Annotated in this window: 14 protein-coding genes; 1 reads left to right on the top strand and 13 read right to left on the bottom strand. The window is 73.2% G+C overall.

Annotated elements, in window-relative coordinates:
* Window position 1: 1 nt before the first annotated feature.
* The 13 genes from ACFY7C_RS06865 to ACFY7C_RS06805 form a co-directional block, all read right to left on the bottom strand.
* Entirely contained in the window at window positions 2-799 is a 798-nt protein-coding gene (locus ACFY7C_RS06865) for a discoidin domain-containing protein (RefSeq protein WP_389644807.1), read from the bottom strand.
* A gap of 449 nt (window positions 800-1,248) precedes the next feature.
* Window positions 1,249-1,809, bottom strand: a complete 561-nt coding sequence (locus ACFY7C_RS06860) for a phage tail protein (protein ID WP_389644804.1) — start codon at window positions 1,807-1,809, stop codon at window positions 1,249-1,251.
* Between the two features lie 5 nt (window positions 1,810-1,814).
* Window positions 1,815-3,803: a putative baseplate assembly protein gene (locus ACFY7C_RS06855; protein ID WP_389644802.1), complete on the bottom strand. Its 1,989-nt coding sequence runs from the start codon at window positions 3,801-3,803 to the stop codon at window positions 1,815-1,817.
* Window positions 3,800-4,204: a GPW/gp25 family protein gene (locus ACFY7C_RS06850; RefSeq protein ID WP_389644799.1), complete on the bottom strand. Its 405-nt coding sequence runs from the start codon at window positions 4,202-4,204 to the stop codon at window positions 3,800-3,802. The genes ACFY7C_RS06855 and ACFY7C_RS06850 overlap by 4 nt, the downstream gene beginning before the upstream one ends.
* Window positions 4,205-4,211: 7 nt before the next feature.
* Window positions 4,212-4,493 carry a PAAR domain-containing protein gene (locus ACFY7C_RS06845; protein ID WP_389644797.1) on the bottom strand — a complete coding sequence of 94 codons (282 nt, stop codon included), beginning with the start codon at window positions 4,491-4,493 and terminating at the stop codon, window positions 4,212-4,214.
* Between the two features lie 59 nt (window positions 4,494-4,552).
* Window positions 4,553-6,421 carry a VgrG-related protein gene (locus tag ACFY7C_RS06840; RefSeq protein WP_389644793.1) on the bottom strand — a complete coding sequence of 623 codons (1,869 nt, stop codon included), beginning with the start codon at window positions 6,419-6,421 and terminating at the stop codon, window positions 4,553-4,555.
* Window positions 6,421-7,254: a LysM peptidoglycan-binding domain-containing protein gene (locus ACFY7C_RS06835; protein ID WP_389644790.1), complete on the bottom strand. Its 834-nt coding sequence runs from the start codon at window positions 7,252-7,254 to the stop codon at window positions 6,421-6,423. The genes ACFY7C_RS06840 and ACFY7C_RS06835 overlap by 1 nt, the downstream gene beginning before the upstream one ends.
* A gap of 5 nt (window positions 7,255-7,259) precedes the next feature.
* A complete protein-coding gene (locus tag ACFY7C_RS06830; protein WP_389644787.1) occupies window positions 7,260-7,700 on the bottom strand; it encodes a phage tail protein in 441 nt (146 codons plus the stop codon).
* Between the two features lie 34 nt (window positions 7,701-7,734).
* Window positions 7,735-9,297 carry a hypothetical protein gene (locus ACFY7C_RS06825; protein ID WP_389644784.1) on the bottom strand — a complete coding sequence of 521 codons (1,563 nt, stop codon included), beginning with the start codon at window positions 9,295-9,297 and terminating at the stop codon, window positions 7,735-7,737.
* A gap of 36 nt (window positions 9,298-9,333) precedes the next feature.
* The gene (locus tag ACFY7C_RS06820) at window positions 9,334-9,477 is read right to left on the bottom strand and encodes a DUF6760 family protein (RefSeq protein WP_389644781.1); all 144 of its coding nucleotides are present in this window, start codon (window positions 9,475-9,477) and stop codon (window positions 9,334-9,336) included.
* Window positions 9,474-9,899, bottom strand: a complete 426-nt coding sequence (locus tag ACFY7C_RS06815) for a hypothetical protein (RefSeq protein WP_389644779.1) — start codon at window positions 9,897-9,899, stop codon at window positions 9,474-9,476. Before ACFY7C_RS06815 ends, ACFY7C_RS06820 begins: the two co-directional genes overlap by 4 nt.
* Window positions 9,899-10,342: a phage tail protein gene (locus ACFY7C_RS06810; RefSeq protein WP_352079775.1), complete on the bottom strand. Its 444-nt coding sequence runs from the start codon at window positions 10,340-10,342 to the stop codon at window positions 9,899-9,901. Before ACFY7C_RS06810 ends, ACFY7C_RS06815 begins: the two co-directional genes overlap by 1 nt.
* 10 nt (window positions 10,343-10,352) lie before the next feature.
* Window positions 10,353-11,918, bottom strand: coding sequence for a phage tail sheath subtilisin-like domain-containing protein (locus tag ACFY7C_RS06805; RefSeq protein ID WP_389644776.1), 1,566 nt, complete (start codon window positions 11,916-11,918; stop codon window positions 10,353-10,355).
* 222 nt (window positions 11,919-12,140) lie between these two features.
* Between ACFY7C_RS06805 and ACFY7C_RS06800 the strand changes: the two genes are divergently transcribed.
* Window positions 12,141-15,770, top strand: coding sequence for a hypothetical protein (locus tag ACFY7C_RS06800; protein ID WP_389644773.1), 3,630 nt, complete (start codon window positions 12,141-12,143; stop codon window positions 15,768-15,770).
* Window positions 15,771-15,778 lie beyond the last annotated feature (8 nt).

Genomic DNA, 15,778 nt, shown 5'->3' with positions numbered 1-15,778 from the left:
CTCAGTGGCGGTGGCCGAAGAACTCGACCTCCGCCAGCGCCACATGACGGCCCCGTGCCGTGCCGTACGCCGTCTCCGGCGTGATGCGGACCCGCGTGACCCGCGAGCCCCGCAGGTTGAAGGTCTGCTGGCCCGGCTGGTCCTTGAGGGTGATCCGGCGGGTCGACGCGTCGCCGTCGGCCGAGACGATCTCCACGAGGATCCGGGCCGGCCGGGCCTGCGTCAGGAACTCGTCCTTCTTCGCCGACGTGCCCGCGAACACCACCAGCTTCGTCACCCGCACCCCCGGCGCCTCGAAGTCCGCCTCCAGCGTCGCGCCCGATGCCGACGGCGCCCAGTAGCGGTTGCTGAAGCCGTCGAAGGCGGCGCCCGCCGGGTGGCCCTTCAGCGCGCCGGACGCGCGGACCGCCGAAGGCGGCAGCGATTCGGGCGTGCCCGTCTCCTCCCGGGCGAGCCCGAGCAGCCGTCCCGCGTGCGGCAGGCCGAACCAGATGCCGACGGCGAGCAGCACCAGTACGAGCGGCAGGGCGATCCTGGGCCTGCGCCACGCCCGGCGCGGGCGGGTGCCGGCGAGCGGTGCCTGCCGCCGCCCGCGCCGCAGCAGCCGCCGCCACCAGGGCGGCGGGACCTCGGGCGGCGGCCCCGGGTCGAGCAGCAGCGCGCACCGTACGCACAGGGTGCGGTCGTCCGCGTTGTCGGTGCCGCAGTTGGGGCAGCGGACGGTCGCCGCCGTGGGCGCCACGCTCGGCACGGCCGCCGCCACCGGCGGAGCCGGAGCCTCGGGCGGCGGCCCTGGCACCGGAGCCTCGGTCTCCGCGCCGGGCCGCCGCAACCCGGCCGCGGCGGAAGCCTCGACCGGAGGTGCGGGGGCTGCGGGGGGTGGGGGCGGAACCGCGGGCGTTCGGGGCGCCCGCGGCTCGGCCTGCGGGGGCCCGGGGTCCGGGACGGCCGCCGGACGTACGGCTGCGGGACGCGCGCCCGGCCGCGGCTCCGTACCGGAGTCCGCACCCGCGCCCGTACCCGTGCCGGACGCGCCCGGCCCCGCATCCCTCCCGGAGTCCACACCCGCCTCCGCACCCCCACTCGTCCCCGTCCCCGTCCTCGGCCCCGGCTCCGCACCCCCACTCGTCCCCGTCCCCGTTCTCGGCCCCGGCTCCCCACCCGCCTCCCCGTCCCAGTTCAGGAACGCCCCGCACGACGTGCAGAACGGCGTCCCCAGGGCGTTGCGCAGGCCGCACGTCGGACAGGTCATCCGGCACCTCCCGCGGCCCCGGGCAGCAGTTCCAGGGTGAAGCCGACGTGCGCCGGGATCTCGGCGGTGATCAGCTCCTCCAGGCGGGCCCGGTTGACCCGGCCCGGGTCCGATACGCGGAGGCGGACCGTGACCCACGGCCGCCGGGCACCCGGCAGCGCGGTCCCCGGGGCGGAGGACCAGACCGTGCCGCCGCTCTCGGTGATCTCGGGCTCCGAGCCGCCCGTCTCCAGGCGCAGCGCCTGGGCGAGGCCCCGCGCCGTCCCGCGCGCCCGGTGCCGGTCCACCGCGCCCCGGACGGCGGCCCGCCGCCGCTCCGGCGGGCTCTCCTCGTGCGGCTCCACGGCGACCCAGCCCGCCAGCCAGTCGAGGAAGTCCTCGGGCGCCGTGCGCGGGTCGAGGTGTGCGGGCAGGTTGTCCAGGGTCAGCAGGACCGGCGCCAGGACCTCGTCAAGCGCGGCGAGGAACCGGGCCAGGAAGTCGTGCTCCAGATAGACCGCGGGCAGCAGGTCGATCAGCGGGTGCGGGCTCGGCAGCCCGGGGACGGCGGTGCGCACGGCGGTCAGACCTCCCGGACCCTCAGCTGGTGCTCGTACGAGAAGACCAGGGCGTGCCGGTCGAGGGCGATCCGGCCGTCGGGCACCTCCGTGCGCTGCCCGGTCACCGGATCGGCCCGGTAGAGCCGCACGTCGTCCACCAGGTCGACGCCCGCGACGCGTTGGAGCACCGCGTACGCCTCGCCGGTCTGCACCGGGCGGCCGAACGGCCAGCCCTCGCCGGCCGGGCCGCCGGTGAGCGCGTCGAAGTAGCCGCCGAGGGCCGCCAGGGCCTCCTCCCGCACCCGCTCGGCGGTGGCGCCGCGGCTCGCCTGCACGGTCGCGACGAAGGTGACGCCCTGGTAGAACGGCGGCTCGACGACGACCCGCGCCCCGATGGGGCGGCGGGCGTCGAGGTGGTCCGCGATCCGTTCGAGTGTCCGCGGCGGCGGGATCAGCTCCTCGAAGGCGATCCGGCCGCGAACGTCGCCGCGCCCGGCCGGCACGACGAGCAGCCGCACCCCGCCCTCGCCGTCCTCGGGCACGCAGTGCACCCGGGCCGCGTCCGGGGCCACCTCGCGGGCGAGCAGCTCGTAGTCGCGCGGCACGACGGCCCGTTGCAGGGTCCGCAGGGTCAGCGGGCCGCGTACCCGCGCGCTGTCGACCGTCTCGCCGTCGACGCCGCCCAACGCCGGGCGGCGGTTCTCCACGCGCGCCACGAACGGCACCGTGCTCCGCAGCACCCGCAGGGTGGAGCGGGCCACGTTGCCGCGCACCCCGCCGCCGGTGCGGTACGCGCGCACCCGCACGGTCGCCCCCTTGGGCGGGACGGCCCCGAAGTGCCGTACGGAACCGTCCCGTTCGCGCACGGCCGGCCCGAACTCGACCCGTCCCGTGCCCTCGTCGAGGGTGAAGTGCCGGTCGGCGGGCCCGGAGTGGGCGAAGTCGTCCACCCGCGTCCAGGACGGGTCGGACCCGTCGGGTCCGTCGGCGGCGTCCGGCGCGATCACCTCCAGGGCGAACTCGCCCGGCACGACGGGCGGTCGGTCGACCGTGAAGGCCTGCCCCGCGACCCCTTCGGCCGTCCCCAGGACCTCGTCCGTGATCCGTTCCGCGTGTTCGGCGCCCACCGTCGCGCCGATGGTGAACGCGGTGATCCCGCGGACCACCGGCGAGGCCACGTACGTCGGCTGGTCCGGCGCCGCCGCCAGCAGCCGGCAGCGCAGCCAGCCGCCGGCGCGCCGCACGATGCTCAGCGCGGTGTGCGTCGCGGGCAGGTGCAGGATCAGCTCCCCGGAGCGGTTGAAGCCACCGGTGTCGTCCTTCTCCACCTCGCAGGCCGCCCACCGGCGCCCGTCCCACGCCTCCCACACCAGCGGCGGCCGCAGCGGGTCGACGCCCACGCCCTGGACGTCGCAGTCGAGGCGCAGCACGACGACGCCCGCGGGCACCGCCGCCGACAGGCCCACGTAGAGGGCGTCGCCGGGCGTGGGCGCGGGGGAGAAGCAGGGCACCTCGCGGCCGAGCGCGAGCTCCTCGGTGCGGTCCACCGCGATCCGGTCGGCGCCGCCGTCCTCCGTCCCGGTCGCCGCCGCGGGCAGGGTCGCGAGCGCCGCGTACGAGCAGGGCACGATCGTCAGGTCCCGGGTGGTGCCGAACACCACGGCGGGCTCGGTCTCGGTGCGGACCGTCGCCACCTCCGTACCGGCCCGGACGAACACCGGCTCGGGCTGCGGTGCGGAGAGCCGGAAGGTCACGTCGGTGCCGGCGGCCGTCGGTGGGTGGAGCCGCACTCCGATGAGGTCGAGGAAGGTGCGATAGCTCTTCTCCGGCACCCGGTTCACGCGGTAGACCAGCTGGTCGACCATGGTCGCGAAGGCCTCGATGAGCGTCACGCCGGGGTCCGAGACGTTGTGGTCGGTCCACTCCGGGCAGCGCCGCTGCACCAGCCGTTTGGCCTCGTCCACCAGGCTCTGGAAGTGCCGGTCGTCCAGATGGGGGCTGGGCAGCGTCATGCGCGGTCCTCCTCCGGGATCACATAGAACGGGAACACCAGGTTCCGGGGGTCGTTGGCGCCGCGCACGGTGTAGCCGATGTCGATGTACAGCACGCCGTTGTCGACCTCGTCGAAGCGGACCGAGACCTCGACGACCTCGATCCGCGGTTCCCACCGCTCCAGCGCGAGCCGCACCTCGTACGCGAGCTGTCCGGCCGTCCCCGCGTCGGCAGGGGCGAAGACGTAGTCGTTGATCGCGCAGCCGAACTCGGGCCGCATCGGCCGCTCGCCGGGCGAGGTCGCGAGGATCAGCCGGATCGACTCCTCCAGCTCCCGCTCGCCCCGCACGAGCGCGATCGACCCGGTCGCGTCGGTGCGCGGCGGAAACGCCCAGCCCGCGCCGATGAACTCCTGTCCCATGGCTCCCTCAGCCTCCGATCAGCACGGACGGGCAGCCCGACACGACCGCGGACCCGCAACCGGCCAGGTCACCGACCCGGGCGGCGGGGCGGCCCCCGATCAGTACCGTGGTGGAGCCGGGCGGCGCGAGCGCGGACGGCGGGTGCGCGGCGGGCGAGGAGCACTGGTGGGCGGTGCCGACGGTGGCGGCCGGCTGCCCGCCGATCAGGACCGACGGCACGCCGGGAGGACCGAGCACCCCCGGGTGCGCGGTCGGGTCGCCGACCCGCGCGGCGGCGGCTTGTGCCATGCGTCTGTTCCTCTCCCTCTCGGCTCCTGCTTCCGGACCCGCGACCGGCTGGTCGATCTTCAGTTGATCTTCACCAGGGGCGCGTTGACCGAGAGCGTGGTGCCGCCCTTCAGGTCCGTGCGCTGGGTGCCGTCCACCGTCACCGTGGCACCCTGGACGTCGACCGCCCCGCCGGTCGCGAGCCTCACCGCTCCCTGGCCGCCGTCCACCCGTACGCCCTGACGCGCCGTCACCAACACGCTTTCACCGCTGAGTTCGAGCGCGCCCCGGTCGGCGGAGACACTCACCCCGCCCTCGGCCGTGATCGACACCTTCTCCTTCGCGGTGATCCGCACCCCACCGTCGCTGCCGATCGTGACGGCCGTCCCCGACTGGTCCAGGTCGATCGTCAGCTTCCCGTCGCCGGTCCGCAGCCGCACGCCCTGCGCCCCGCCCGCCGCGTCGAGGAGTTCGAGCCGGTGCCCGCCCTTGGAGGCGAAGGCCCGCCGGTCGACCGCCCCGGAGGTCGGATCCACCGCGCCACCGCCGGACGGCCGGTCCTGGCCGTTGTACAGACCGCCCAGGACGTACGGCCGGTCCAGGCGCCCCTGCTCGAAGCCGACCACCACCTCGTCGCCGACCTCCGGGATGTACGGCTCGCCGCCGCCCGTCCCGGCCGCCTGCGCGGTCCGCGCCCAGTCGCTCGCGTACTCGTCCGACAGCCACGGGAACGCCACCTTCACCCGGCCCGAGCCCTCCGGATCCTGCGTGTCCGTCACCGTCGCGTTGACCAGACCACCGGCCTGCCCGCTCCCCGCTCCCACGGAGCCCCCGGGCCCGCCGCCCGTGCCGCCGCCCGTCAGCCCGAACAGCGAACGCTCCTGCTGCCCCGACACCGTGATCCACGTCTCGTACCCGCGCAACGCGTCGAAGACGTGCCGCGACGAGGTCACCGTGTACCGCCCCTCGAAGGGCGCGCCGACCGCGTTCAGCGCCACCGCCGTGCCCGCCCGCACCTCCGGGTTCCCCCGGATCACCGCCTCCAGCTCCGCGAACGAGCCCGCGATCCGCTCGGCGAGCGCCTTCGCCGCCCGGTCCACCCGCTCCTGCGTGCCGTAGCCGCCGTCCGTCACCACGTGCCGGGCCTCCCCGAACGGCTCCGTCACCTGGGCCGCCGTCACCCCGAGCGCCAGCGTCGGCGAGGTGCCCGCCGGGGCCCGGCCCACCAGGGCCCGCTTGCCCCGCACGTCCCAGCCCCGCACCTCCACCTCGGAGACCTGCTCGGCCGCCGACACCGACGCCCGGCAGCGCAGCAGGTTCGCCCCCCGCTCCAGGACCAGCGGATCGCGGTCCGCGCGGGCCGAGGCGTCCGGCGCCCCGCCCGCCTCTGCCGGCCGCACCACATGCAGCATCCCGTCCCGCACGTACGCCTGGGCGCCCGCCTCCTCCGCGAGCGCCCGCACGAAATCCCAGTCGCTGACGTTGGCCTGCGCCACGTGGTCGAGCACCGGACCGGCCACGTCCACCGTGCCCGGCTTCAGACCGGCCCGCTGCGCGACCTGCGCGACGATGTCGGCCGGCGTCATGTTCTGGTAGCCGGCCACCCGTACCCCGCGCAGCAGCCGGTACGTCTCGTCGAGCCCGCGCACCACCGTGAACGTGCCCGACTCGTCCAGCTCCAGTTCGAGCGCCGTCACCACCCCGGTGAGCAGCGGCCGCGGCTCCGTACCACCGCCGCCGCGGGCCAGCAGCCGGATCTCCGTGCCGACCGCGATCCCGCCCTGGGAGAGCAGCGTCCGGTCCGGGTCGCGGAACCGCAGCAGGAACAGGTCCGGCAGCGTACGGCTGTCGTCGACGTACCCCTCCACCAGCGTGTTCATCAGCCGGGCCGGCAGCGGACTCCCGCCGACCTCCACGATCAGTGCCGAGGTGACACCCGGGGCCGCCATCACGGCCCCCGCCGGTCGGGAGCGGACTCCGCGCGCAGCCGGCCCAGCTCGTCCGGGGCGGGCAGCAGCAGCCGCGTGCCGGGCGCCAGCCGCAGCGGGTCGTCGATGCCGTTGGCCTCCGCGATCACCCGCCAGGCCGCCGGATCGCCGTACTCGCGCTGGGCGAGGGACGGCAGTGAGTCCCCGGCCGCCACCCGGTGCGTACGGCGGGCGGTGAGCGCCCCCGACGTCGGGTTCTGCCCCGGCGTCTCCCCGCTGATCTCCTCCATCGTCACCAGGCACACCGCCCGGATCGGCACACCGGAGGTCGTGAACAGCGTGTACTTCGCCTGCACTTGGCTCACGTAACCGGGAAACCCGGTCAGCCCGCCCCAGTGGAAGACCACCCACGGCGGCGACGACCGCTGCTGCTGCCGGGTCTCGCTCGTCGGCACACAGCACGCGAACAGCTGCTCCACCGAGGTCACCACCCGGGTGTCCTGGGTGTCGCCCGCGTCGAAGAACATCTCCACCGTCAACTTGCTGGGCTGCGGCCCCTGATACTCCGGCGGCCCCGCGCTCTTCGCCCCCTTCGCCGGCGTCCGCTTCCACGCCGCCGCCTTGGTGAGGCTCAACTCCTTCGGATTGAACTGGAAGTCGATCCGCCCGCACGGCGCGCCCGGCGTCAGGCCGCCGCCCGAGGGCGGCGTCCGCAGCTCCAGATACGCGTGCTCCAGCTTCGGCCGGGCGGACGCGCCCTTCCCGGCCGACGCCACACCGGAGGTGCCGGCCGCGCTGAACGCGATGGGTGCGCCGGGAGTGCCGGACGGGGGAGGCGGTGGGGGTGGGGTCATGCCGCTCAGCCCTCCATCACATAGCCGTGGTGGGCGATCTCGATGGTCTCGATCGCCACCTTCGGCGACTCGGGGGTGAACGACGGCCCGGTCCAGCGCACCGGCACCACTTCGAGCAGCCCCCATTGCGCGACCTTGCGCCCGTCCCCGGTACGCGCCTCGATGTGGGCGGTCTTGCGGGTGAACCCGGTCGTCATGCTCGCGAACCAGCGGGCCACCTTCTCGGTCTCCCGGGTGAGCGGCCGCGACAGCTTGACATTGGAGTACTTCAGGCGCGTCGGCAGCTGCCAGACGTGCCCGTTGTTGCCGCCCTCCTCACGCGTCTCCAGGACCACCTCGCAGCCCAGGCCCTCGCAGGTGTTGAAGGACCCGAGCTCGATGTCGTCGATGGTGACGACGAAGCAGACGCTGACGGCGGGGTCGTCGTTCCGGTCGGCGGTGGCCATGGGGTGCGCTCCTTTCGGTGAACCGTCGGAACCGTCAGAACCGGGTGCTGATGAGCCGGCTGGCCCGCTCGCGCTCCAGGCGCAGATCGGCCTTGAGGAGCCGGGCGAGCGGGGGATAGAGGGCGCGGACGAACTCGTCGGTGACGGGAGGTGTGGCGGCGGGTGCTGAGCCGGGGGTCGTGGTGGCGGCCTCTGTGGCGGTGGCGGTGGCGGCGGCCGGGTCCGGCTCGGATACGAGTTCGGGCGCGGGCTCCGGGGCGGCGGCGTCCGGTGGTGGGGGCGGGGGCTCCTCGGTGGCCACCTCGCGCTGGACGAAGGGCGCCGGGGCGGGTGGGGCCGTGGGCGGCGCGGTCCGCCGGCTCGGCGGGGGCGCGAACACCACGCTCCCGTCGGCCATGCGCTGGGCGATGCCGGCGGTGACGGCCACCTCTCCGGCGTCGCGGGGCGCGGACCGGGGAAGCGGGGCCGGGGCAGGCAGGACGGGGGCCGGTGGGGGTGGGGGCGCAGGCCGGTCCACCGTCCGCTCGACGACGGCCCGTTGCACGGGGGCGGGGGCCCCGTTCCGCTGCCCGGCGGCCGGCTCCCAGCGTACGGGCACGGTCGCCTCGGCAGGTGCTGCGGCCGGCGAGGCGACCACCGGACCGGCCTCGGCGCTCACGGTACGGAGGACCAGCGGGCGGTCGGCGAGCAGCGGCGCCACAGGCTCGGGGGCGGCGGTGGGAACCGGGGGCGGTGCGGCCGGCAGCCCGGGCTCCGGACGTACGGGAGCGGGTGCGGGAACGGGAGAGGGAGCGGGAGAGGTGGGCGAGGCGGCCGTGGCCGCGCGCTGAGCCGTCGGCGGGAGCGCCGGGAGCGGCGCGCCGAGGCCGGGCACACGAGGCCGGGGCGCGGGCGTCGGTGTCGATGGAGCGGTCCGGGTGGGTGGCAGGGACCGCTGGGCGGGCGGCAGGGGCTCGGGGGCGGGACCGGGGTCCTCCGACGGTACGTCCAGGAGCGGCTGTTCGCCGACGAGTGGACGTACGGAGGGCTCGGCACCGGAGTCGACCGCCTGGTCCCGCGCGGGCGGCGGGTCCGAGGGGAGGGACGGCTCCGGCGGCTCCGGCGGTTGCGGCGCTTGGGCCGGTACGGGGGCGTCGGAGGTCCTTTGTGCGGGTCCAAGGGCCGGGGAACTCACGGGAGCCGCCGGGGCCGGAGCCGGGGTCGGGGGCGGAGTCGGCTTACCGGTCGTGGGCGCGGCGCCCCGAGGGCTCCCGCTCGCCTCCGGGGCTCCGGACGGACCGAGCACCGGTTGGGGCGCCCGTACCGGGAACTCGATCAGCGACCGCTGGACCGGCGTCGTCACGCCCGCCACGAGCCCGCTCGGCGCCTCGGCGCTGACCAGGTGGCCCAGCGGGCGGGACAGGGCGGTCGGACGGCGGGTGGGAAGTCCGCGTTCGAAGGCGGCCGGGTCGGTGACGAGCGTCGGCGCGCTCAAGGTCCGCTGGAGCGGGGGAAGTTCGACGAGGTCGAAGCGCTGGTCGGGCGACGGTGGCGTCGCCGGAGGCCCGACCGTGCGCTCCGCGCCCCGCCCGCCCCGCAGCCAGGACAGCAGTCCCATGGTCCCGCTCCCTCCCCGTCCGTCATCGCCCGTCCGTCATCCGCCGTCGAGGCGGGCCGCGTGGGCGACGAACCTCTGACGTTCCGCGTGCTCCAGATCGAGGAGCTGATCCAGTGGCCAGTGGAAGTGATAGGCGAGGTACGCGACCTCCTCGTACAGCTGCTCGGCCGCGTACGTCACGATTCCCCCAGGCGGCCACCGGCGAGGTCCACCGCGAACTCCTCCCGGCAGGACGGACAGGTGACGGCGGCCCGCGTGTGGCCCTCGGCGTTGACGCGCCGGTAGAAGTCCTGAAGGAAGGCCAGGTCGGAGGCGAACAGGTCCTCGATGACCCCGGGGTGGATGTCGTCGACCGTGCCGATCCTGGTGACGACGCGGGAGATGAGGACCACCGACAGATACGCGGCGTTCTCCCTGACCCGGTCGTCCCGCAGCGGCACCAGCTCGTCGCGGGCGGTCGCGAGCCGCATGACGCCGTCGCGGTGGACGGTGCCGTGCTCGTCGACGTAACCGCGGGGGAGCGTGAAGGGGAACTCGGTCCGCAGGCCCGCCCCGGCCCCGTCGTCCGCGTGCGGCGGCGCGGCCGCCGCCGTGCGCCGCATCAGTCGACTTCCATGCTCTCGTAGGTGATCACGAGTTTCTCCGTGAGGACGGAGGTGTCGCCGGCCTTGAGGGTGCCGATCTCCAGGGACTTGGGCCACGCGTTGATCAGCTTGTAGCGCTTGATCGGCAGGCCCTCGTAGTCGTAGACGATGATGGCCCCGTTGCGGCGGGCGTCGCCCATCCGGCCGAACCGCGAGTCCTTGATCCACCTCTCGAAGCTGTTGTCCTCGGTGAGACCGCGCGTCACCGTGACCTCGCCGGCCTTCGGGCGGCCGGGCAGCTTCTTGATGGCGTACTTGCCGTCCGCGGTGTTCTGCTTGAGCTCGATGACGTCCTGCTCCATCTTCAGGCCGCTGACCTCGGTGATCTGCCGGATGATGACGCTGTCGAACTCCAGGCCGAAGGAATGTCCGACGGAACTGTCCAGATCGGGAAGGGGCACGAGGGACTCCTCACTCGTCGACGGCACCGGAGCCGCTGGCCAGCTGGGACAGGCGGAACACCACGAACTCGGCCGGCCGGACCGGCGCGACACCGATCTCGCAGACCACATGGCCCGAGTCGACGCTCTCCGGGGGGTTGGTCTCGCGGTCGCACTTCACGTAGAACGCCTCGTCGGGAGTGAGCCCGAACAGCGCGCCCCTGCGCCACTCGTTGACGAGGAAGGCGGCGACGGTGCGGCGGATCCGCGCCCACAGGGCATCGTCGTTCGGCTCGAACACCACCCACTGGGTGCCGGCGAGGATCGACTCCTCCAGGTAGTTGAACAGCCGCCGTACGTTGAGGTAGCGCCAGGCCGGGTCGGACGCCAGGGTACGCGCCCCCCACACCCGGATCCCGCGGCCGGGGAACGCCCGGATGCAGTTGACCCCGATCGGGTTGAGCCGGTCGTGCTCGCCCTTGGTCAGCTGCGTCTGGAGGGCGACCGCGCCGCGCACGACCTCGTTCGCCGGCGCCTTGTGCACCCCGCGTTGGTCGTCGTTGCGGGCCCAGATGCCCGCGACATGACCGCTGGGCGGCACCAGGGAGATCCGGCCGGAGGACGGGTCGGCGACCCCGATCCACGGGTAGTACAGCGTCGCGTACTTGGAGTCGTACCCCGCCCGCTCGGAGCGCCAGACACCGACCTCCTGCGGGCTGAGGCCGGGCGGCGGATCGAGCACCGCGACCCGGTCGCCCATCAGCTCGCAGTGCGCGATCAGGCCCTGCTGGACGGCGATCACCCCGTCGAGGTCGAGCAGCCCGCGCTCGTACGCGCTCATCAGGTCCGGCACGGCCACGGTGGTGACCTCCTCGACCGCCTCCAGGCCGCCGAGCCCGGAGCGGCGGTCGGCGTCGCCGACGTACACCTCGGGCGTGAGCGGCGCGCCGCTCGACGCCGGGGCGGGCAGGGCGGGGGCGAGGGTGACGGTCTGCGCCGGGGGACGGGCGGGTGCGGCGCCGGTGCCGGTCTCGGTGATCTCGATGAGGGCGGAGGCGGCGTTGACGCGGGTGGTGACGTTCTCCTTGCTGCGCTTGGTGGTGACGGAGGGGTACGTCTCGACCGTCTTGCCGTTCTGCCGGACGATCAGCCGGAAGGCGTCGGAGGGCGGGTCGTCGCCCTCGACGTCCGTGACCTCGACGGTGATCGTGCCGGTGACACCGGGGCGGGCGACGACGGAGTACGCGCCGATGGCGACGGGTGCGGGAGCGGGACCGGTCGCCGTCTCCTGGTGTGCGGGGCCCTCGGCGCCGGTGCCGTCGTCGACGCCGGTGCCGTCGTCGATGCGTACGACGTAACAGACCCCGCCCCCGTTGGCGAAGAAGCCGTACACCGAGGCGGCGAGGTACGTCCCCTCGACGAAGTCGCCGAAGCGGCTCACGAACTGGCTCCAGTTCGTGATCAGGGTCGGCTCGTCGAAGGGCCCCTTCTCGGCGAAGCCGACGAAGGCGGCGACCGAGGTGCCCACTCCTTCGATCGGCCGGGAGCCGGACTCGACCTCTTCGACGTAGACGCCCGGGGACAGATACGACGGCATACGGTGCTCTCTCTCCTCGACGTCACTCCTCGACCGGGGAACCGGGCCATTCTCGCCAGGGCGACGATCACCCGGAACGGATGATCGGCCGCCCGCCTGGGCAGCGTGAACTGCCCTATGGGGCAGGGCGGTCGGGGGTCATCCGAGCCCTCGGCGCTCTCGGTGCGGACGCCGGACGGCGGTCAGGCTGGCCGTGCGGCCACGGCTACCGGGAGGGGACGGATGAAGGAGGTCCCGGAGGCCCCGAGGGTCCAGGAGAAGAAGCCGTCGTCCACGGGCCGCCACACCGCGCAGGCCACGCCCGCCTCCGCTGCCTCCTCCCCCTCCCGTACGGGTGGGTTGTCGCCGCACAGTGTGCAGCGCCTCCAGGGCGCGGCCGGCAACGCGGCCGTGGCCCGGCTGGTCGCCCAGCGCTACACCGCCCCCGTGAAGACGCCGCCTTCGGCGGCCCCGGGATTCCGCCGGGTCGGCGCGGACGTGGCCGCCAAGAAGCGGACCATGGCCGCCCATCCGCCGGCCGCGGCCGAGTCGAAGGCCGCGCAGGACGCGGCGGTGGCGCCGCCCGACGACAAGGAGGCGCAGGGGAAGGCCGCCAACGCGGAGAAGATGAACGCGGCGAAGCCGGGCGACTTCGACAAGGCGGCGTTCATCGCCGCCGTCGACAAGGCGATCGAGGCGCAGGCGCCGAAGAACCTCGACGAGGCCGACAAGTTCGCCAGGTCCGGCAAGGCCGACAAGGTGAAGGAGGAGATTGACGGCAAGGTCACGGACGGCAAGGACACCTCCGCCAAGGACATCGCGACCACCACCAAGGCCCCGCCCGACACCTCGGCGGCCAAGGACAAGCCGGTCACCCCGATGGCCCCCGACCGTCCGCCGGGCAACCCGGGCGCGCCGAGCGCCGCCGACGCGGTCCCGGAGAAGCAGCCGGCCGCGGTCACCGACTTCTCCGAAGGGCCCGCGGAGAACGACAAGGCGCTCGCCGACGCCGAGGTCACGGAGGAGCAGCTCGCCAAGGGCAACGAACCGGAGTTCGACGCGGCGCTGAAGGCGAAGAAGACGGCGGAGACGGACTCGGCGAAGGCCCCGGGGCAGGCCCGGACGGCCGAGGGCGAGCAGCTGTCGGCGGCGAAGGCGGGCGCGGCCGCGGCGGGGGCGCAGGCCATGAACACCCTCACCGCCACGAGGGCGGCGGCCGGCACGTCCGTGGACGGCGGCAAGGGCGAGACGAAGTCGAAGGACGAGCGGAAGCGCGCCGAGGTCACGGCGAAGCTCCAGAAGGTCTTCGACACGACGAAGAAGGACGTCGAGGCGACGCTGGAGGGCCTCGACAAGAAGGTCGACACCGCCTTCACGACGGGGGAGAAGTCCGCGCGGGACGCCTTCACGGCGGACCACAAGGCGCGGATGAAGAAGTACAAGGACAAGCGCTACTCGGGCCTCATGGGCAAGGCGCGCTGGGTGAAGGACAAGTTCGCCGGCCTGCCGCAGGAGGCGAACGACCTCTATCAGGAGTCGCGCAAACTGTACGTGGCCCGGATGCGGACGGTCATCTCGTCGGTGGCCGACCTGATCGGCGCGGAGCTGGGGCGGGCGAAGGCGAGGATCGCCCAGGGGCGCGCGGAGCTGAAGGCGGAGGTCGACAAACTCCCCGCCGAGCTGCGGCAGTTCGGGGAGGAGGCGGCGAAGGACTTCGCGGGCAGGTTCGAGGACCTGGAAGCGACGGTCGACGAGAAGTCGGAGCAGCTGGTCCAGGACCTGGCGCAGAAGTACACGCAGGCGCTCAACGCGGTCGACGAGGAGATCAAGAAGCTCCAGGAGGCCAACAAGGGGCTCATCGACAAGGCGAAGGACGCGATCGTCGGTGTCATCAAGACGATCAACGAGCTGAAGAACCTGCTGCTCGGCATCCTCGCGAAGGCCGCCTCGGCCATCATGAAGATCATCAAGGACCCGATCGGCTTCCTGGGCAACCTGGTCCGCGCGGTCGGCGCCGGCCTTCAGCTCTTCGTCTCGAACATCGGCGAGCACCTGAAGAAGGGCCTGGTCTCCTGGCTCCTGGGCACCTCGGTCAAGGCCGGCCTGGAACTCCCACAGCGCTTCGACCTGCGCGGCATCATCACCCTGATCGCCTCCCTCCTGGGCCTCACCTGGGACAACATCCGCGCCCGCATCACCCGCAAGGGCGTCCCCGACGAGGCCATGTCCGCCGTGGAATCCACCGTCCCCGTCGCCCAGTCCCTCGCCCGCGAGGGCCCGGCGGGCGCGGTGAAGGAGATCCAGGCGGAAGCGGGCGACCTGAAGTCCACGATCCTGTCCAAACTGACCGAGTACCTGGTCCCCACGGTCATCATCGCCGGCATCACCTGGATCGTCTCCCTCCTCAACCCCGCGTCCGCCTTCGTCCGCGCGGTCAAGGGCATCATCGACATCGTCACCTTCGTCGTGACCCAGGGCGCCCAGATAGCCGACTTCGTCAACGCGGTCCTCGACGCGGTCATCGCCATCGCCAACGGCGGCGCGGCCGGCGTCCCGAAGATGATCGAATCCGCCCTCGCCGCGAGCATCCCCCTCCTCATCGGCTTCCTGGCCGCCCTCCTGGGCATCGGCAACCTGGCGAACAAGGTCCGCTCCGTCTTCCAGGCTGTCTCCCGCCCGGTCAACCGCGCGATCGACAAGATCGTCGACTTCATCGCGAAGAAGGGCCGGGCGCTCTGGCAGAGGCTGAAGAGGCGGCGGGACGGGAAGGAGGAGGCCGGATACCCCGGAAAAAGCACCGACGTGGAGGTCCCGAAGCGGTTGGCGTCCGGTGGCATGTTCAAGCTGGTCGACACTCCGCCGGAGTTCAACGCCGAGCTCGCCCGTGTGCGTTCCGGCCAGGTGATTCATCAGTCCGGCGGCGATCCCCGGCAGGTGACCAAGGCACTGCTCGCGGCCCACAAGGACGCCCACTACGACAAGCGCAGCGGCACGCTGAGGCTTCCCAGGGCTACGGGAGGTACGCCGTCCTCACTCTCCGATCTGGGCGCGCGCATTGCCGCCGAAACCGGTGTCTCGAAGGTGGAGGCGCGGAGCAAGGGGGACACCGTCGAATTCGTCGGCGGAATCAACCCCGCGACCCCGGTCGGCGCGGCGACCGCTCCGCCGACCGACGAGGAGGCGGTGCGCGCCGCGATAAGTCAGCACACGATTCTCACGTTCCTGGAGAGCATGGCCGCCACCAGTCCGTTGCAGTATCAGAAGGACGGAGTGGCCTATACGGTCGACCTGGCCGCTTTCGAGCGCGCCTGGAAGGACACGCCGACCAGGAACTGGGTCAAGGAAAGATTCCGCTCTGTTCTGAACGGAACCCACGAATGGTTGCCCTGTGAGCACATCATCGCGGTCGTTCATCGGCAGGCGGCCGCGAACCTCGCACAGAACGGTCAGAAGTGGATCGACCTTCAGGACGGGATGCGCAGTCCCACCCAGCAGATCGTGTACGAACCCGGAAAGATCCCGCCGAAGCGTGTCACCGAGATCCAGCCGGACGGCTCGTCCCGTCAGTACTCGATACCCCAGGGGCATGTGGGCGCGGTCTATTACCCGACGGTCGACAAGACCCATCAGCAGGTGGTGGGCCGGGGCAGGTTCCACCGTGCTCTGGGGGACGCCTTCAAGAGTGCGAGTACACCCCAGGGTGCGGCACAGGCGGCCTACAAGGTCGCCCTGGAATGGGTATGGGACGGGAGCACGGGCATGTCACCGGACATCCACCCGCGGTGCAAGGACAAGAACCACAAACCCGTGACCGCCGCCGGTCAACAGGCGCACATTGCCGCGATAAATGCGATGTTCACTCAATTCATCTGATGGGAGTG

Origin of the sequence: Streptomyces sp. NPDC012769 (assembly GCF_042901205.1) — a bacterium.
Taxonomy (GTDB): Bacteria; Actinomycetota; Actinomycetes; order Streptomycetales; family Streptomycetaceae; genus Streptomyces.
Note: the sequence above shows the minus strand (reverse complement) of the source record. Positions and strands in the feature narration are given on the sequence as shown.